General features: G+C 58.8%; 10 protein-coding genes and 7 pseudogenes. 7 read left to right on the top strand and 10 right to left on the bottom strand.

Going from position 1 to position 17893, the window contains the following annotated elements; genetic code table 11:
* Positions 1-20: 20 nt before the first annotated feature.
* Positions 21-268: pseudogene (locus NKK47_RS19930) on the bottom strand (hypothetical protein).
* A gap of 145 nt (positions 269-413) precedes the next feature.
* On the opposite strand from NKK47_RS19930, the pseudogene NKK47_RS19925 reads away from it, so the two are divergent.
* Positions 414-616, top strand: a pseudogene (locus NKK47_RS19925) (helix-turn-helix domain-containing protein); the annotation flags it as partial.
* 687 nt (positions 617-1303) lie between these two features.
* Here the strand turns inward: NKK47_RS19925 and NKK47_RS19920 are convergent.
* Complete coding sequence (locus NKK47_RS19920; RefSeq protein ID WP_352577993.1) at positions 1304-1999, bottom strand: OmpW/AlkL family protein; 696 nt, start codon at positions 1997-1999, stop codon at positions 1304-1306.
* A gap of 578 nt (positions 2000-2577) precedes the next feature.
* On the opposite strand from NKK47_RS19920, the pseudogene NKK47_RS35220 reads away from it, so the two are divergent.
* Positions 2578-2707 (top strand): annotated as a pseudogene (locus tag NKK47_RS35220) (IS110 family transposase); the annotation flags it as partial.
* Positions 2708-3003: 296 nt separating this feature from the next.
* Here NKK47_RS35220 and NKK47_RS19915 read toward each other — a convergent pair.
* Positions 3004-3513 (bottom strand): annotated as a pseudogene (locus NKK47_RS19915) (IS630 family transposase); the annotation flags it as partial.
* A gap of 54 nt (positions 3514-3567) precedes the next feature.
* Between NKK47_RS19915 and NKK47_RS19910 the strand changes: the two are divergent.
* A pseudogene (locus NKK47_RS19910) lies at positions 3568-3949 on the top strand (transposase); the annotation flags it as partial.
* Positions 3950-3959: 10 nt separating this feature from the next.
* On the opposite strand, the pseudogene NKK47_RS19905 reads toward NKK47_RS19910, so the two are convergent.
* A pseudogene (locus NKK47_RS19905) lies at positions 3960-4327 on the bottom strand (IS110 family transposase); the annotation flags it as partial.
* A gap of 349 nt (positions 4328-4676) precedes the next feature.
* On the opposite strand from NKK47_RS19905, the gene NKK47_RS19900 reads away from it, so the two are divergent.
* Positions 4677-5270 (top strand): GNAT family N-acetyltransferase, encoded by a 594-nt coding sequence (locus NKK47_RS19900; protein WP_352577992.1) that lies wholly within the window; start codon positions 4677-4679, stop codon positions 5268-5270.
* Positions 5271-6087: 817 nt separating this feature from the next.
* Here NKK47_RS19900 and NKK47_RS19895 read toward each other — a convergent pair.
* The 3 genes and pseudogenes from NKK47_RS19895 to NKK47_RS19885 all read right to left on the bottom strand — a co-directional run bounded on the left by NKK47_RS19895 (position 6088) and on the right by NKK47_RS19885 (position 10109).
* A pseudogene (locus tag NKK47_RS19895) lies at positions 6088-7420 on the bottom strand (M16 family metallopeptidase).
* A gap of 87 nt (positions 7421-7507) precedes the next feature.
* A complete protein-coding gene (locus tag NKK47_RS19890; protein ID WP_352577991.1) occupies positions 7508-8926 on the bottom strand; it encodes a M16 family metallopeptidase in 1419 nt (472 codons plus the stop codon).
* Positions 8927-9881: 955 nt separating this feature from the next.
* Positions 9882-10109 carry a hypothetical protein gene (locus NKK47_RS19885; RefSeq protein WP_352577990.1) on the bottom strand — a complete coding sequence of 76 codons (228 nt, stop codon included), beginning with the start codon at positions 10107-10109 and terminating at the stop codon, positions 9882-9884.
* 373 nt (positions 10110-10482) lie between these two features.
* Here NKK47_RS19885 and NKK47_RS19880 point away from each other — a divergent pair, with 373 nt between their 5' ends.
* Positions 10483-10695, top strand: coding sequence for a cold-shock protein (locus tag NKK47_RS19880; protein ID WP_023679670.1), 213 nt, complete (start codon positions 10483-10485; stop codon positions 10693-10695).
* 227 nt (positions 10696-10922) lie between these two features.
* Here NKK47_RS19880 and NKK47_RS19875 read toward each other — a convergent pair whose 3' ends face one another.
* Positions 10923-11387, bottom strand: a complete 465-nt coding sequence (locus tag NKK47_RS19875; RefSeq protein WP_352577989.1) for a Ros/MucR family transcriptional regulator — start codon at positions 11385-11387, stop codon at positions 10923-10925.
* Positions 11388-12019: 632 nt separating this feature from the next.
* Between NKK47_RS19875 and NKK47_RS19870 the strand changes: the two genes are divergently transcribed.
* Complete coding sequence (locus tag NKK47_RS19870) at positions 12020-12262, top strand: DUF982 domain-containing protein (RefSeq protein ID WP_352577988.1); 243 nt, start codon at positions 12020-12022, stop codon at positions 12260-12262.
* A gap of 791 nt (positions 12263-13053) precedes the next feature.
* A complete protein-coding gene (locus tag NKK47_RS19865; protein ID WP_352578006.1) occupies positions 13054-14109 on the top strand; it encodes a cytochrome-c peroxidase in 1056 nt (351 codons plus the stop codon).
* An 800-nt stretch (positions 14110-14909) separates the two neighbouring features.
* Here the strand turns inward: NKK47_RS19865 and NKK47_RS19860 are convergent.
* Both NKK47_RS19860 and pdxR read right to left on the bottom strand, forming a co-directional pair.
* Positions 14910-15983, bottom strand: coding sequence for a B3/B4 domain-containing protein (locus tag NKK47_RS19860; protein ID WP_352577987.1), 1074 nt, complete (start codon positions 15981-15983; stop codon positions 14910-14912).
* A 341-nt stretch (positions 15984-16324) separates the two neighbouring features.
* The gene (gene pdxR, locus NKK47_RS19855; protein WP_502905021.1) at positions 16325-17821 is read right to left on the bottom strand and encodes a MocR-like pyridoxine biosynthesis transcription factor PdxR; all 1497 of its coding nucleotides are present in this window, start codon (positions 17819-17821) and stop codon (positions 16325-16327) included.
* Positions 17822-17893 lie beyond the last annotated feature (72 nt).

Below are 17893 nucleotides of genomic sequence, written 5' to 3'. Positions count from 1 at the left end.
ATGACAGTCCGCGCTGTGGGTCAGCCGGCGAACAGTTCCTTGTAGCCAGTCAACATCCAGTTCGCCGGTCGATATGGCTGCGAAGAGCCTTGCGGGCGCGGACCGGTTCAATGGACGGGTCGATGCCGAGAATGCGATCGGCCATCTCCTCTTCGCTGGCGTTGTCGGCACAGGCATCCAGGATCCGCAGGTAGGTCGTGAAATGCTCCGTGTCGTAACTCGTGAGGCTCTCCGACCAAGGGACTTCGTCGGCAACGTTTGGGTTCATCTGCGCCGTTTGTCTGTTTGATCTCGGGCAGATCGTGGCGATCGGCCGGTTGCGGCCGAGCGAGCCCCTTCACCAATTGCGAACTATAAAGAATAGGAACGATCATTCCTAGAACGATAATTCCTTTTCAGCGCCTATCTGGCCTGTGGATCTCAAAGAGGTCATGGCGATTAACATGCGTCGCTTGCGCCATGAACAAGATCTGACGCACGAAGAGTTGGCTGCACGCGCGGACCTTAGCATGCGCTATGTGGGCTCAATCGAGCGCGCCCGCGTCTCTGCAAGCGTCAGTGTGCTTGGACGACTCGCGAGGCATTCAGCGTTGACCCCTGCGAATTAATAAAACCACCGCGGAGCATAGCATTCACAATCAGCTTCGACACAAACGGGAACTTCGGCCAGCTCCTAACGACGCCCGCCTTCGGGCGCGCGCCGGGCGCTTGTGACCCGGGCGCCTTTCTTCGGCACGCTTAGGCGGTCTCGGCGAAATGGTTACAGCGGTAGCCCACGAAGAGCCGAAAAACACGACCCATGGCGATTAAAACCGCCGAGACTCTAATCGCCACCCGACGAAAGTTCCGTTGGCAGGCCAGCTGTGGCAAGCAATGCTCTACGAGGCGTGTAGGTCAGACATCACGTCTGGGGAACGTTGTCGGCAAACAGTCTGGCTGCAGCGTTCCATCAACAACGGCAAAGCCATGCTGCTCCGAGGCGCGTCTAGGCACTCCTTTTCAGGCGTTAGTCGAGGCCGCGCTTACCAGGGGTTACTTGCCTGTCCGTTGGAAGGGGGGGAGGCCGCGCTCTCGACAACGGCTTCTCAAAGTGTTGCCCACAATCGGCTGCTATGCGTCGCATGGTCATCGATAAGTTGATCAGAACGTTGCTCCGATTTCGACACTTCCTCGCCTGCGGGCAACAAGACAGCCTCCTCGAATGATCGGATCAATTCGCCTGTGCAGGGCCGACGGCAAAAAGGGCGCACCAGGCGCCCTTCATTTCAGATCGGCTTTCAGCAGGCCGCCTTCGCGTTGCGTATCAGAAGCGGTAGGTGACACCTGCGCCTATCAACCACGGATCGAGCGCAGCCTTCCCCGTCAGCTTCGCGCCGTCGACCGTGACGTCGAAGTCTGGCTTGAGGAAAAGCTTCTTCACGTCGAAGTTGACGCCCCAGTGCTGATCCACCATGTAGTCGAACCCGACCTGCAGCGCGGTGCCGAACGTGTTCTTAACGTTGAGAGCGTCGGCGCTGCCGACGTCGTGGTTATAGAATATCGTGTAGTTCACGCCGGCGCCGACATAGGGCTTGAAAGCGCCGAAATCGGTAAAATGATACTGCAATGTGAGCGTAGGCGGCAGCAGCCAAACCTTGCCGATATTGCCCAGCCCGCCGATCGTTCCTTGGCCCTCGATGTTTGAATAGGTGGTGCCGAGTATGAGCTCGGCGGCGATGTTGTCCGTGAAGAAATAGGAGATATCGAGTTCCGGCGTCACCGTGTTCGAATAGGAGAGATCGGAGCCGGGCACTGCATTGACGTAGCCCGAATCCTCAGTGACGACCCCCAACGCACGCAGACGGATCTGCCAAGGGCTTGGCGCTTCCGTGACCGAGGTTCCTGCCTCCGGGACGCTCGCGGCTTGCGCAAGCTCCGCCGCGACGGCCTGCTGTCCCACCACCATGAGCATGACGGCCGCTGTTACTCCCCGCGCCACGCCCATTCGCTTTCTCGTCATGATATTTTCTCCTTGCTCTTCAGAAATGATGCACTGAACTACGAAAACTCTTGCTCGAATTGCGTGAGATTGGCCGAGCGCTCATGCGCAGTTTGCGTGGGACCGCGCACACATTATTTGCGCCGTGCTCGCAATCATCGACCTGTTCTCACTTTGCCGTCGAGCATTTAGCGGGGGCGGGGATCAATTGTGCTCATGTCCGGACAACCTGAAGAATGAAAGCCCAAAGTCTTCCGCCGGCTCGGGAAAGCTCAGTTTTTGCGACGGCGACCGCATGTTCGGCGGGCGTGATCATGGCTAAGTTCTTCTCGTTCGTGCGGCACGGCAGCGCGTTTGCGGATAACCACGCATGTGTCGTGCCAAATGAGAAAATCATTTTAGAACAATGGGATCACTCTGACGGCGCTGCGTCTCATGTCCGACTTTGTCGAACATCCGACAACTTGCAACCGTATGGTCCTTCAGCAGCCAGGCGTTGATGCCTTTCAGATTTCACCTCCTGGATGTTCATCGCCGCACGGGCGGTGAGCACTATTGGCATCTTCAGCTACTTCGGCAAAATTTCAAATTGACCCACTACCACCCGATACCGTCGGCTGAGCGCGCGGCAAGAATGCCAACGTCGTCAATGTCGCCATCGCACGCGAGATGGTCGGCTTCATCTGGTCGATCGCCTGCACGGTTCAATCCGCGCCAAAGGCGGCGTGACCGCTATTTGACGGACAGCCAGCAGAGGAGATCGCAACACCCAAGATCAGCCTCGGCGCGATATGCGGCGCTGGAGGCGGGACAATGCCGGGGAGCCCTGGTCTCCACTATGAGCCTCGACGCTCGCCATCTAGGATAGAGGCAGCCCCAAACGAAACCCGGTCATGCGGCCCGACCCGCGGATGAGAGATTGTTGACCGACGTTCAAGTCCCGCCTCTTGCACGTCATATCCGCCGTACAAGCGCCTCGACCGCCGATCGGATTGGCGGGCTGCAGCTTATTTCAAAGGCCATTATCAGCAATCATGAGAGTGGATTGATTCCAACGTTTGGTGCCCACGTTTGACGGCGGCGATGATATGGTTGGGATCGGCCTTCCAGAGAAAGGGTCGAGGCGCCTGATTATGTTCCTTGATGAAGCGGTTGATGGCGGCCTGAAGGTCGACGACGGAGTGGAAGACGCTGTGCTTCAGGCGGCGGCGCGTCAGCTGGGCGAAGAAGCCTACGACGGCCTTGAGCCAGGAGCAGGATGTCGGAACGAAGTGAAAGGTCCATCGCCGATGCCTGGTCAGGCAGGCGCGGACCTTGGGCTGTTTGTGGGCGGCGTAATTATCGAGGACGACGTGAACGACCTTGCTGGCCCGCACTCCGGCGTCGATCTCGTTGGGGAAGCGGATGAACTCCTGATGGCGGTGGCGCTGCATACTGCGGCCGATGACCGAGCCGTCGAGCACATTGAGTGCGGCAAACAGAATGGTGGTGCCGTTGCGCTTGTAGTCGTGTTGGTGTGGACGGCTGCCAGCACGGCATCGATGTGCCAGAATGAGGTCGTTGAAGATCTCAAGCAAAGGAGACCGTCCGTGGAACAGATTATTCGAATTGGGGTGGATACGTCAAAGCACAGTTCCATGGTGTGAACGCGGCTGAAGACCCGGTTCTGCGAAGAAGCTTCGGCGCAAGGAGATGGTAGCGTTCTTCGAGAAAGCGCCGCCGATAGTGATTGCGATCGAGGCGTGCGGCGGATCGCACTATTGGGCGCGACTGCTGCAGTCGTTTAACCGCGAGGTGAAGCTGATTCCGCCGCAGTTCGTCGAGCCATACGTCAAGCGAGGCAAGAACGATGCGGCTGATGCCGAAGCGCTGTCCGAGGCGATGAGCCGGCCGATGATGCGCTTCGTGCTGGAGAAGACAGCCGACCGCCAGATGGCGCTGATGCTGGCCGGTATGCGCGACCGACTGATAGCGGGCATTATGAAGTTGTTGCACCCACACCTGGAACGCTCACCAGTCGCCGACAGACTAGCTCTTTGCGGGCATATTGACGACCTGCTTTGTCAGTCGCCCGAACTCGCGGAGCATCGTGGCCACGCTCGCCAGAAGCGGCTCGACAAGCGCCATGACGACCGTATCTGCGCCAATCAGTTCGCGCACGCGATCGGCGAAGCCTGCACGGCTTGGCGTGCCGAGCTTGATGGCCGGCCCTCGCAGAATCGGTCTGACTACGCTCTCGATCGTCCGCATTTCATTGAGGACCGTGCGTCGTGCGACAAGGAGGGACCGCCAGAGCCGACATTGCTGGCTCTTCCCATGCACCTGTCGGTACCCGCCGGTGCGGACGACCTACCGCGCCAAAATGCTGACGATCTTGCGCCAGCGCGAGCTGAACTGCGCCGCCGGTCAGCTCTCGGAAGAACCCTGCTGGCCTATGTACCTAAACCAAGGATGTCATTCTCGACTTCTCGCGCCCAGGCAGGAAAGCAACTCCTTGGGTGACTTCAGCAACATCATAAGCGTGCAATGGACGTGCCTCTCAGCGAATTTAAAGAAACTTCAGCATCCCGGAAATAAGATTGTTGCAGAGATTTCTTAGAACTTTAATCCAACGAACGCGCATTCTAGGAGATCATAGTTCCACGTTTGCTCCGCGTGCCGCTCAATTATAAGTGCCGGCTCAGAAAGGACTCTTCTCGTGTACATCCTAGAAACGCCGCGTCTAATCCTAAGGCCGCCGTCGCATAGCGACGAGCTTCTTCTACATGGACTCCGTAGCGATCCGTTCGTGGTAAACGCCATCGGGGATGGTGTTTATCCGACGATAGAGCAGTCGAAAGCTGTACTGAATCAGTTCATCAATCATTGGCAGCACAATCATTTCGGCAAATGGATGGTGTTCTTCAAAGATGAAGGCCTTGCCAGAAAATTCGCTGGCTATTGTGGATTGATGTACAGCGGCCCGTATTTGCCCGAAGATCCGAATAACGTGGAAATCGCAACCGCCCTCCACCTTGCGGCCTCCGGGAAGGGGATCGCGGTCGAGGCCGGCAGGGCAGTAGTCCAATTTGCTTTCGAGCATTTAAAGCTTGAGAAAGTGACTTCATTCGTTATCCCAACGAACACGCGTTCGCTTATAAAAAACCTGAAGATAGGGTTTTTCTATGTGGGAGATAGAATTTACAATAACAGAACGATGAGGTGCTTAGAAGTTTATCCAAATACGGTGGTAAAATCCGAAAGCTTGCTTGTTTTTGATTGCAAAGATATCGAATATATTCGGAATCAGTAGTGTTTACCACCAAAACCGCATTGTTCGAGGCGTTACTACCCCTCGATGAACTTGGCACAATCGTTGACACCAAACGGCCGAGGGCAAGCCGTCGCGCAGAACCGCTGATGGATAGAACTGCGATTGATTCCGATGCAGCATCTGGTCTTCAACCGAGGCATGATGCGGACGGCGTTATCGACATGCCTCAAATTCGATACTGGGTTGAGGGCGGACTACGGCCGCCTTGAAATCGAAATCTGCTGCAGCCGAAATGGCGGGGAAGAATCGCGAGAAAGTAATACAAAGCTTATTAGAACACGGCCGTTAGATCGTGTGAGCAATGCGGAAAAGCGTCAAAAATACATAACAGCCTCTCAAGACAGGAAGATGTTGCCTGCAAGACTATTCTCGTGTTAGTGCTGTGAGCGCATGAAGTCAAGGAGAGACGGTCTATGACGAGTGTGTTTCATCGCCTTCCCGGGCGTAAATGTCCGATCGCCATGCAGGGTGACGGGACGTACACCACTGAAAGACGGGCGATCCTGATCGCCGCCTAGTCGATGGCTCGCGGTTCTCACTAAACCTAAAGACTGAACAATCGGTCGTCGGCTTCGCCACGCGCACGCGGTGCATGTGGCCTGCGCCTACAATGTGCGGACAACGATCGGCGTCCTCTATCCACTCGAAGAGAGGCTGGACTGAGGAGGAGCGCGCCAGAATAATCGACCGCCTGAACCGACGAATGCCTCGCAATGCCCGCGAAAACCGCTCCGCGGGCCTTTAAACAGATCCCGTTTACCTCACTGAACCAATTTCGTCCCCTAATGAGAAAGTCTCACAAGGGAGAAGGAAGGTCGAATTGGGTCCTGGGCTTATCCTTTGCCCCCAGCGGCGGGCCGACGACCATAATGGCGGGCTCGGCCGAAAGCAGCTTCTTCGCCGCTGCCTTGACCTGGTCGAGCGTCACCTGATCGACGAGGGCGGTGCGCCGCTGGATGTAGTCAATGCCGAGATTGTCGAGCTGCAGATCGACCAGCCTGGCTGCAATCGAGCTGGAGGAATGCAGATTGTCGATGGGAAAGGCGCCGATCAGCTGTTTCTTGCTTGCGTCGAGCTCGGCCTCCGTCGGCCCCTTTTCCGCCATATCCTTCACCACCTGTCGCACGATGCTCAGCGTTTCGGCGGCTCGGTCCGAGCGTGTCGCTGTCGTAACCAGCAGCGCATGAGAATGCTCGTCATCGACCAGCTAAGAGCGGACGCCATAGGCAAGGCCGCGCTTTTCCCGCACTTCATCAAACAGCCGCGAGGTGAAGGCGCTGCCACCTAGAATCTCGTTCATCAGCTCCGCGGCGAAGATGTCCGGCGCACTCCGCTTGACGCCTGGAAAAGCCAATCCCAGCGAGGTCTGCGGAAGGTCGTAGTTCACCTCCACCTGCTGTCCGAGTTCTGCGGCGACATCGCCGACGGGGGAAAGCGTCTGCTTCTCGCGCAAATCGCCGAACAGCTGGTCGAGCTTGTCGCTTACCGTCTTGGAGTCGATGTCGCCAACCACTGCAACATGGAGCCCGTCGCGAGCGAAAGTCGCCTGGTGGAAGGCGCCGAGATCGGCCGGCGTTGTGCCGGCCGAGGCTCACTTTGGTACCTTCGTCCGGCCTCGAATAAGGGTGCCTGCCGTAGATCGCGCGCCGCCATTTGCGCTGGGCGATCGTCTCGGGGTCGCGCTCATTGGCGATGATGCCGCAGAAAATCTGGGCCCGGATGCGGTCGACCGTCTCCTGGTCGAAGCGCGGTCTGTTGACCGCGAGCCTTAGCAGATCGATAGCAGCATCCTGTTGGTCGGAAAGCATGCGCATCGACCCATTGATGCCGTCGCGTTGCGCGCCGAAGCTCATCTCGACGCCGGCATGGTCGAGCTTGACCTGGAAGGCGTCGCTGTCGAGATCGCCCGCGCCCTCGGCGAGCTGGCCGGTCATTAAATTGGCGAGGCCTTCCTTGCCGGCCGGGTTCCTGCGCGGTGCCGCCGTCGAAGACGAAGCGGATGGCGATGATCGGCACCGTATGATCCTCGATCAGCCAGGCGGTGGTGCCCCGTGCCGATTGACTTCCTGGATATTCATCGCGCGGGCGGCGAGCGCCGGCACGATGAGGAAGAGGATGGAGAGGAACAGGGTGGCGAAGGCGCGCCAGGTCTTCCCTTCTCCACAAGTGTGAAGGGAAGACCGGGCGGCGCATGCGCATGGGGATGGAGCTCATGATCAATTCCCCGCCTGTTGCTGCGGCAAAAGATAGCCTGTGGTCGAATGGTCGAGCACCAGATAACGCGCGGCGACGGCCTTGACCTCGTCGATGGTGACCTTGCGGACGCGGTCAGGCCTCTCGAGCACGTCCTTCACATTGCCACCGGTGGTGAGCGTCTTGCCATAAATGTTGGCGATGTGGTCCAGCTCATCGTGCGCAAAAATCACCGAGCGGATATAGCGGTCTTTGGCTTTGTCCAGCTCGTCGCTGGTGACGCCATCCTTGGCGATCCGGGCGACTTCGGCAACGGCCGCCGCTTCGAGATCGACGAGCTTTGCATCGCTGCGCGGCGAGCCGGAGATGGTGAAATTGGTGTCGTCTAGCATGGTGCCCTGGAAGGAGGCGCCGGCCGCCGAGGCTATGCCTTGCTTGACGACAAGCTCCTGATATAGCCGGCTGCGGTTACCGCCGCCGAGGATCTCGGCCAGCAGGTCGAGCGCCTCGGCCTCGCCGGGCTCTGCCGTATGATAGGACGGCACCACCCATTGAGTGGAAAAGCTCGGCACCGAAACGCGCGCATCGGTCAGCGTCACTGTGCGCCTGGTGTTCTGCTCCGGCTCGACCGGGCGGTTGCGCGGGGGCAGGTCCGGCCCGCGCACAACCTTGCCATAGGTCTTCTCGGCCAGCGCCTTCACCGTCTCCGGCTCTACGTCGCCGGCCACCACCAGCACGGCGTTGTTCGGTCGGTAGTATTTGTTGTAGATGGTGAATGCGTCGGTTTTCAGCTTCTCCATCTCCTGCATCCAGCCGATGACCGGAATGCGGTAGGGCTGGTTCTGCCGCAACGTCGCGTTGACCTCCTCGTCCAGCAGAGCCTGCGGGTTCGTCTCTCTGCGCCAACGGCGCTCCTCCAGGATCACGTCGCGCTCGGTCTTGATATCATCGTCGTTGAGGATGAGGTTGAACATGCGATCGGCCTCGAAGCGCATCATCTCACCCAACGCCGAGGGCGCCACCGTCTCGACGAAGGTGGTGTAGTCATAGGCGGTGAAGGCGTTGTTGTAGCCGCCGATGGCTGAGACGGCTCGGTCGAACTCGCCGGCGGCGTGGTTGGTCGTCGCCTTGAACATCAGATGCTTGAGGATATGGGCAAGGCCTGATTTGCCGGGTGGCTCGTCGGCGCTGCCGATCTTGTACCAGACCATATGAGTGACGATCGGCGCGCGGTGATCGGGGATGACGACCACTTCCATGCCGTTGTCGAGCAGGAAATCCGTCACCTTGCCGCCGGCGGTGGCGGCCAGAGCCGGAGCGGTCGTTACCAGGGCCAGCGCGGTGGCAATGAACGCGTTGCGCAGCCAGGCGGACGATCGATGGCTCCGGTTGTGGTGGCTGGTCGAAAGGCAAGGTTCGAGGCAAAGTGATTTGTTCCTCATTTTGATGAAGGCGCTGCGTCCCAGTCTCCCCCCGTGGGAGGATCGGCGGGCAGCACCGAGCCAGATGAATAAGCTCTTCATGGGGCCAGGCCTTACTCGAGCCTCATCTTTGGATGGACCCAGGAGACCTGCGGCGGTATTTCTTGGTGAGGTGATCATGGGACGGATTCTCCTTGGTCCGCGACGCCTTGCGGATGACCAAGCATGCACCGTGCCAGATCAGAAAACCGTTCGAGGCAGTGGACAAAATCGGGCTCTGCCATGTTGCGCATCCGACATTGTCGGACATCGGACAGGGCCGAACGCGACGCGCGCGGCTGAGAATATCTTCTTCGTTCGGAAGACGATTGGGCGCGCTGCCGGGGAGGGTATAGGATGCGCTTCGAATGGCCGCTGCACTGACGGTGAGAATGGAGATGTTGGTCGCCCCAGCGGAACCCTGTCCTCGACAGCCAGACCGGGTCGATGAACGGCAGAGGCGCGAGGAGCGTAGCGAACTCGAGCGCGGAGCCTGCTCGCGCGCTAGGACGGATCTGATCCAAAAATCGGCGAGTTGGGCGATATCCGCGAGGCGCTGGAAAACGAAGATCGTAGGATTCGGGCGGGAAAAAACAATGCGGTTGCGCGCTTCTGGCGTAATGCGCCTGCCGCGAGGCCGTTGAGCCTGATGAGTTGCTGCGGGAAAGGGGAGTGTTTGCGCGGGACCTTGGTCAAACGTAAGAAACAACCGTCGAGCTCGCCCTGGATGGGGCATGCAGGCACGTTTGTCGCTGGAGGACAGCAGCACGGAAGCTGTCCGCGCTTGCCGTCGTCGCTGGGTACCAAACAGGAGAATTTGGCGGTCGCGATCGAATTCATCTGCGTAAATACCGCCTGGCTGTGCTCGGTTTGCCGGCGAACAGATTTTGCCTTCTTTGCGGCTGCAAACGCATCCCTGGCGGCGTGGTCCCTAAGGTCAAGAGCATCGGGTGAGTAACAGCCTGATCCTGCTCAATCTGATGCGCGCCAACCGCCTCGCCGGATTGTGGAACCGCTCGCGGGTAGCTTCTACCACAAACAGCAAGGTCATGAAATCAAGTAGGAAGTCATCGATCGCTTGGGCGATTGTTTCTGACTTGCCCTTGAACTGGTCCAGCAAAACGCGCGCGTTATCGATCGCTTCCACGCTGGTGGCATTGATCAACCCCTCGACCCTCTTGAAACAATCCAATTCGAAACTCCTTCAAGCGCTTGCCAACCCGTTATGCACGAAGGTAGCTCCGTGAACTACCCGGCCTTTGACCTGGCGGCACGAGCAGCGGTCGGCCTTACGGCCCGTGCCTCCAAGCACCAGCCCTAGACGTGGCGCTGAGGAGCGTTGGAAGGATCGGGCGCTTCCGGCCATGCTCGAGCGGTAGTGTGGGACAGTGCTTGCTGGCGACTACGGCCAAAATGGAGTGCGCCAGCTGATCGGGGCTTAACAATTTTTCGCTTTTTGCTGCGCCCAAGTCTCGGCTATGAGTCGGGCAGGCCTAATGGCCTGCCCAACGTTGCAATTGTTAAGGAGGAACACGTATATGCCTACTGGAACGGTAAAGTGGTTCAACAGCACCAAGGGGTTTGGATTTATCCAGCCCGACAATGGCGGTCCGGATGTTTTCGTCCACATTTCCGCTGTCGAACGCGCGGGCCTCTCGACCCTCGCTGACGGCCAGAAGATCAACTATGAGATCGAGCAGGATCGCCGCACCGGCAAATCCTCCGCTGGCAGCCTCAGCAAAGCTGGTTGAAATTTTCTCCTGCGTCTTGGCAAGAGTGGGCGCGTAGGTCCGGAGGTCCTCACGGCCGCTCGATAGGAGCGAGCAAAAACTGAGGGCAGCAGATTGCTGCAGGCGTCGCGAATTCCTCATGAAACAAAGTTGTTTGAAAGGAAGGCGGGGTTGGCCCCGCCTTTTTATATGACGCGCAGATTAAGCCGATGTCTGCAACGCTCCAGAACGAATCTCGATTGCCGAAATCAAGCCGCGACCTTCTTGCGGGTTCGCTTCGTCGGCTCCGGCGCTTCCGGCGCTTTCGGTTTGCGGCCGAGCCCCATCGTCTTGGCCAATGACGAGCGCGCCGCGGCGTAGTTCGGCGCGACCATGGGATAATCCGCCGGCAGGCCCCATTTGGCCCGATATCCATCCGGCGTCAGCCCATAGTGGGTCGACAGATGGCGCTTTAGCGATTTGAATTTCTTCCCGTCCTCAAGGGAGATGATGTAGTCCGGTGTGACCGACTTCCTGATCGGGACTGCAGGCGTAAGGGCAACCGGCTCTTCTGCAGAGACACCTTCGGCCGTCCCTTTCAGAGCCGCGTGCACTTGGCCGATGAGGGCAGGGAGATCCCCCACCGGGATCGGATTGTTGGAGACATAGGCTGAGACGACATCGGCCGTGAGCTCGATGAGGGTGTCGATGTTTTTTTCGGCTTCTTCTGTCATGAAACTCTCCAGGCGGCGTGAAACACAGTCGGCGAAGCGTCGCTTCATAGTGGCGGTCGCCGCTGAAAGCAACAAAGGTCTCAACATGATTATTGTGATGCTCGCCCAGCGAGATTCTATGGCGCGGTATCCGCCGTCGTGAACGTTGATCCGCCCGTTGTTGGCGACCTGCCGCGGTCCTTGCGCATTTTCAGGCGCGTCTCGGCCGTAAGCTTTGCGCCGAAATGACCAGTGATCTCGAAACGAAGCGGGCTATTTCTGTTTCGCCATCCTCTTTTTGGCTGTGAAATCGGTGGCAGAGCAGTGGCCCGCTTCCTGGTGGCGCGGAGGAACTATCAAGCGTTGGTTCGCAATGGTCGAAACGATGTAGATTCATCCGGTGAGCCGCTCTCGCAGCAGGATGTTAGGGATTGGCCCGCTGGTAAACCGAGGAAATCACGCCGCTGCTTTGCTATTGAACCGCTATCGCTGTGACAACACATTCCGCAATGGTGGGCGGGTGTAGAGGAGGCGCCTTACGCAAACTAGCGGTTCAGCAGGTCGGGAGGAACGAATGAGCTCAGGGACTTTCAGCAGCCCACTTTTCGTAAGACGTCCAGCGCATATCGTGCAAGAGATTGCCAGTCCTGCGGATGCTATCGATTTTCCTCAACGAAGGGCCAGAAGATCGCAGAGACCGCATCTACGAAGCCGCCCTTAGGGCGTGCTTTGATGCATACAACGGACGAATACCTGCGAGCGCAGCGCGCAAGACTTTTTCCGCTTTGGGGAACAGGTCGCCATATTGGAAGATGCAACCTCCGCGATGCAATGGCTCGCTGCCCGCATGTCGGGCAGTGGAAAAGCGCAAGTATAGGCGTCGCAGCCGTATGTGAGGCTGGAGCGGGTACGCCGACGAGGTTATTGTATCGAGATTTCGCCGGCATCTGGAGCGTACTATAGCTAACAAACAATATTTTGGGCCCTATGGCGATGTTAATCATCTTGTTGTATTTTAAAATCAACTTCTCGCGACAGGCCTGCAACGCTTCCGATGTGAAAATCACTGCATGGGACTTGGTTCTATCAAATTCATGATGGTAAATTGCCGTGTAGTTATTGCAAAGCAGTTGTCCCATTGAAGCAAGATGATAACGAATCCAAAATTGTGCTCCATCGTCTGCCAATATTCGCTCGATGGAGCCTATAGGCCTCACAAGCTAATCAAAACAGCTACTTGGGCGCCCTTTGAAATTCGTTTAATTTCGCTCACCCCAAACGGCCCTCCACAGTCGAAAATAAGATTGTCCCGCAAAGGGTGCCACAAGACGCGATCGCGGATCGTTTGGGCCAACGTCGATCTGGCGAAGGCCCGGAAATCGAGCAGGACCTGCAGCGGAACAGATAACCGGCCCCCAACCGAAATCTGACACGGCGGCGGACCCGATTTCTTCTTGGTAGAAGGCGCAGAGAACCGGAGCACGGCTCCGGCGCCGAAGGTTGCCGAGCAGGGATCCTCCTCCTCTCTGGAGTCCAATCGAGAAGAGCGATCACTTCCAAGAGGGTCCCAGCTCTGCCGCGAAAGCAGGTGTCAGACCCCGGTCCTCTCCCGCAGCTGATCTAGCGCAGGGCGTTCATGGGCTGCGTATCCCAGAGTGGCTGCGTGGACGACGCAGGGAGATCATTTATGAAAATCCTATTCAGTACGATGGCTGTCCCTTTGCTGGCAGCCACCGCTTTTGCTGCGGATTCGATCCCCACAGACCTCAGAGAAACGGCACTGGCCACCTTCAGGGCTTTGCCATCCACCACGCCGGCAGTCGCCAACAACCCGATCACCCCGGAAAAGATCGCTCTCGGCAAGGCACTGTTCTTCGATCCACGCGTCTCTGCGTCAGGCGTCTTGTCGTGCAACTCGTGCCACAACCTGGCCACCGGCGGCGACGACAATCACGAAACTTCGATCGGCCATGGTTGGCAGAAGGGACAGCGCAACGCGCCGACTGTACTGAACGCTGTCTTCAACATCGCCCAGTTCTGGGATGGTCGTGCCGAAGACCTGAAGGCTCAGGCGAAGGGACCGGTCCAAGCCGGGATCGAAATGGCCAATACACCGGGCCAAGTCATCACCACGCTCAAGTCCATGCCGCAATATGTCGAGTGGTTCGATGCAGCTTTTCCGGCTGAAGCCGATCGGGTCACCTTCGACAACCTCGCCAAGGCAATCGAAGCCTTCGAGGCGACACTGGTCACGCCGGCCCCCTTCGACAGTTTCCTGAATGGCGATGACGCCGCCATGACTTCCGAACAGAAACAGGGCCTGGCGCTTTTCATGGACAAAGGCTGCTCGTCCTGCCATGGCGGTATCAACGTTGGTGGGGAAGCCTATTACCCATTCGGCCTCGTGGAACAGCCCAGCGCCGAGGTCCTGCCGGAAAAAGACAAAGGCCGATTTGCGGTCACCAATGCAGCCGACGATTCCTATGTTTTCCGCGTGGCGCCGCTGCGCAACGTTGCACTCACCGCGCCATACTTTCATTCGGGCAAGGTTTGGGATCTGAAACAGGCCGTTGCCATCATGGGAACCACCCAGCTTGGCGTGGTACTGGCGGACGAAGAAGTCGACCTGCTTGTTGCCTTCCTCAACTCGCTGACCGGAAAGGCACCCGAGGTCGCCTATCCCATCTTACCCGCCGAAACGGCGACAACACCCCGGCCTATAATGCAGATCTTAGGAAAATAAACGGCCAGCTGACTGCGGAACATCGCAATTGGCAATGATTGCGACTTTTACTGGACGAGACGAGTCGCGACGTCCATGAGAACGCAAATGGCTCGTTTCCAAAGTGCAGACACTGCTTCCGTCACCAGCTCGTTGCGATGGAATCATGTTTGGGATCTGGCGTGCGACATGCCAAGGAAGGCGTCTGACGCATGAGGCTCGCGCGCTGTCGATACCGCGCGGCGGCCGGCCATCGCGCTGGCGGCCGAATTGCCGCGCGCCGAAGTGATCGGCCCCCTTAGGGCGAAGGGGCAGCCACTCCGTCCTCCATGTCCAGCGATTCTTCGACTGCTTCCGGATTCCGGGCGATGGTCCAAGGAGAGTATTTTTCGCCGCTGCATCCGGTTTCGAGCGACCTTGCTCCCAGTTTCGAAGCGTTGCCAGATCGAGGCCATACCTCACGGAGAATGCCTCCTGAGAGAGCTTCGTGCGATCCCGGACTTCGCGAACACTTGTCGGCCGCGGCGCATGAACCTTCGCGATCACGCCTGCGGACGACAGTTCATTCTTCAGTGCCAATAGGTCGTCGACGCAAGGAACCGTCACGAACGCCTTGCCGTGATCGACCATCTCCGTGAGTATCGCGTGGGCCGTCCTGAGCGGCAGCTGTCTCTTAACGAGAATCCGGGCGGCCTCAGGAGTATTCGCGCCGTGAAGAAAACTGAGGCTCAGTCGGACGGGAGAGCCTGACGACACCGGGACGACGTCCCGGGTTCGCACCCGTTGTCCGTACCGCTCCATGAATTTCGATTTAGTCGACATTAAGCTTCTCCGCGATCACTCGACCGAGCTTGCGCAATTTGGACCATCCCCACTGGAGGCATCGCGATAAAAGTACGCCAAACAACGCTAAGGGAGAACAAACGGTGATCTGATTTCGTTCGACGCTCGTTTTCGAGAGCCGTTCTGGGTCGTTCGCAATCAACTGTGTAGGCCAGCGGAGCGAGCAAGGAGCGCCAGATCCGGACAGGGCTGAGTGGGGTGTTTTTCCGGAAGGTGGGGCCATGCCCTAAGGGACACGAGATGTAGTGGACTCGTCGATCCGCGCGGTTTCGATTCGCGCACCCCGGGCACAACGCTGGGATAAGTCCCATCAGATGCTCTCCGGTGGCCGTCATCTGTTTAGCTGACATTGGGCCGAGGGCTTCCAGCACGAGCCACATGGCGGGGGAATCGGCCGTGACCATGGTGCGCCGCCCCTGCCGCCAGTTCCAGCGGCGGCACGTGACACCGGCATCATCGCACCAGATGACTTCGCCCGGTTCGGGATGCTCGGTTACCATTTCACCTTGCTGGATCGTGTCGAATGGCTCCGCTCCCTTCGCAATTAAAAGTCTCGGGACCCCCTGGTAGAGATCGAGATCCTCCCCGCCAATCGGAACGCCATACAACACGCTGACGGCATTGTAGGCATCAACCAGTGGGGAAATCCGCGGGAGAGAGCCATCTTTCCGCACCCGCTTGAGAAGCGCGGCGGCCGAGCACGGCGTTCGATTGGCTTTTGTGCCGAAAGCCTCGTAGGCAACGGCCCACGCCGCAAGACGCGCGTCCCTTTGGGCGTCATCGCGAAGCGCCGCCTGTTCCGCCGCCGCAATCGTGTCGTTCAACGCCTGTGCATCCGGCACGGCGATTCCAGCGTTCCGCACCACAATGCTGATCAGATGAAAATCCCGGTAGCGGGCCTTGATCTCGGGGCAATCAATGGCGTGAAAGACATGGGATGCTCTTTTCTCATGGGGAGGCTTTGCGCTGCGGGTGGTTCGGGAAATGTTTGAAGAAAGGTGCTTGTCGAGCGTCCAGATCTTCTGGCATCGGCATGGTGCATGCCGCACCATGCGCTGGATAATTCCATCATTCGGCCGTGGACAAGGCCTGGTAGAGATCGTCGATTATCTCTTGCGGGTGCTCGAGCCCGCCTCGGCCGGCAACAAGCTACGCCTCCGCCAGATCCTCCATTTCATTAGGAGGCAGCGGGCGCGATATGGATGTGAAGCAGCTTTCCTTGCCGGGTCATGCATCGCTCTCGGAAATTCGTCTCGCACGAAAATCTGCCGCCAAACTGGCCTGATCAACAGCACCAGTTGCATGGCGTTTTCCCAGTCCAGTTGGCTTGCAAACGAAATGCGGTTCAGCCCAAGGGTCGGTTTCCTCGCCAGCACGCCACGTCCCCGCCGTTTTAGCCACCGTGTCCCGGCAACGCATCTTGCACCTGCTTGACAACCGCTCGCAGGATCTCAACGCCCTTCTCGATCTGCCGAATGCTCAAGGCGGCATAGCCCATGACAAGCCCCATGCGATCGATGTGGCCTTCGTCCGACTGCCGCTCGTAAAGGGGCGAGATCAGGTGTAGCCCCAGGCCCGCGCCTCGGGCGGCTTCGACCAGGGTCGTTTCCCGCGATCGCGGCAGTTCGTCGAACCAAACGACGACGTGCAGACCGGCCTCTGCTCCCTGGACAGCGATGCGATCTCCGAAGCTGCGCCGCAAGGCGCCCAACAACGTCTCCCGACGCTCGCCGTTTAGCCTGCGCACGCGCCGCACATGGCTTTCGTAGCCGCCACTCTCGATCAAACAGGCCAGAGCCTCCTGTTCAGCCACCGGCGAATGCCGGTCCGCGAATTGTTTGGCGGTAGCGAAGACCTCCTGCAATTCCGTCGGGACGACGAGGTAGCCGATACGCAGCATCGGCGAGAGCGTTTTGGAGATCGTGCCGAGGTAGATGACAGCCCCGTGGTCCTCGAGACTGTGCAGCGGAGGGACCGGATTGATGTCGTAGCGATATTCGCTGTCGTAGTCGTCCTCGATCACATAGGCGTTGTTGTGCCGCGCCCATTCCAGAAGCTGATGGCGGCGCGCGATCGGCATGACGCCGCCCAGCGGAAACTGATGCGATGGCGTGACATAGGCCAGTCGCGCCCCGATCCCCGCCAGCAACTCCGTCTTCATCCCGTCCTCGTCGACAGTGACCGGGACGGGCGAGGCACCCGTACTGGCAAAGACCTGACGCGCCATCCTATAGCACGGGTCCTCGATGACGAAGCGGTCGGCGGGATCGAGAAGCAGGCGAGCGCACAGATCTAGGCCCTGCTGCGAACCGTTGACGATGATGATCTGCTCGAGGTCGCAACTCAGCGTTCGGGCGCGCCAGAGATAGCCCTGGAGCGCCTGGCGCAGCCGGCGCGAGCCGCGAGGGTCGTCATAGGCAAGACGCAACGGGCGCTGCCCCATCGCCTCGTTCATCGCACGTTTCCAGACCAATGCGGGGAAGTCTGACGGCGCCAGGTCGCCATAGCGGAAATCGACCTTCAGCCCAGTCGGCAGATAATCCGGCCAGGGCGGCGTGACGCGCAGTCGGCCGCCATAGGCGGACAGAAGAACCGAGCCGACCCGTTTCGCGACAGTGCGGCTCGTCTCAGGACCGATCAGCGAGGATGCAACGCGGGGTCGTGCGCCTTGACGGACGTCGATGAAACCTTCCGCGGTCAGTTGCTCATAGGCGACCGTCACCGTCGTTCGCGAAACGCCAAGGTCATTTGCCAGGCCGCGGGAGGACGGCAGCTGACTACCGGTTTCGTAGACGCCGCCGAGGATTTGCTCGCGAAGGGCCTCGTAAATCTGGCGTGCACCCATCGCGTGCGAGCGACCTGCAGAACCGGCACTTGAAGACTGGACCATCTTTTTCATAGCCAACTGGATATTTCACATTGGCCAGTTTGCCGTCAATCTTTCGGAAACCCAAGAAAGATC

The sequence above is a fragment of the Mesorhizobium sp. M0019 genome, from assembly GCF_040323975.1.
GTDB lineage: Bacteria > Pseudomonadota > Alphaproteobacteria > Rhizobiales > Rhizobiaceae > Mesorhizobium.
Note: the sequence above shows the minus strand (reverse complement) of the source record. Positions and strands in the feature narration are given on the sequence as shown.

Bases quoted from the DNA above. Each gene is read 5' to 3' on its own strand.
- NKK47_RS19920 (WP_352577993.1), bottom strand. From the start codon at position 1,999: ATGACGAGAAAGCGAATGGGCGTGGCGCGGGGAGTAACAGCGGCCGTC.
- NKK47_RS19890 (WP_352577991.1), bottom strand. From the start codon at position 8,926: ATGAGGAACAAATCACTTTGCCTCGAACCTTGCCTTTCGACCAGCCAC.
- NKK47_RS19880 (WP_023679670.1), top strand. From the start codon at position 10,483: ATGCCTACTGGAACGGTAAAGTGGTTCAACAGCACCAAGGGGTTTGGA.
- NKK47_RS19875 (WP_352577989.1), bottom strand. From the start codon at position 11,387: ATGACAGAAGAAGCCGAAAAAAACATCGACACCCTCATCGAGCTCACG.
- NKK47_RS19870 (WP_352577988.1), top strand. From the start codon at position 12,020: ATGCTATCGATTTTCCTCAACGAAGGGCCAGAAGATCGCAGAGACCGC.
- NKK47_RS19865 (WP_352578006.1), top strand. From the start codon at position 13,054: ATGAAAATCCTATTCAGTACGATGGCTGTCCCTTTGCTGGCAGCCACC.
- NKK47_RS19860 (WP_352577987.1), bottom strand. From the start codon at position 15,983: ATGGTGCGGCATGCACCATGCCGATGCCAGAAGATCTGGACGCTCGAC.
- pdxR (WP_502905021.1), bottom strand. From the start codon at position 17,821: ATGGTCCAGTCTTCAAGTGCCGGTTCTGCAGGTCGCTCGCACGCGATG.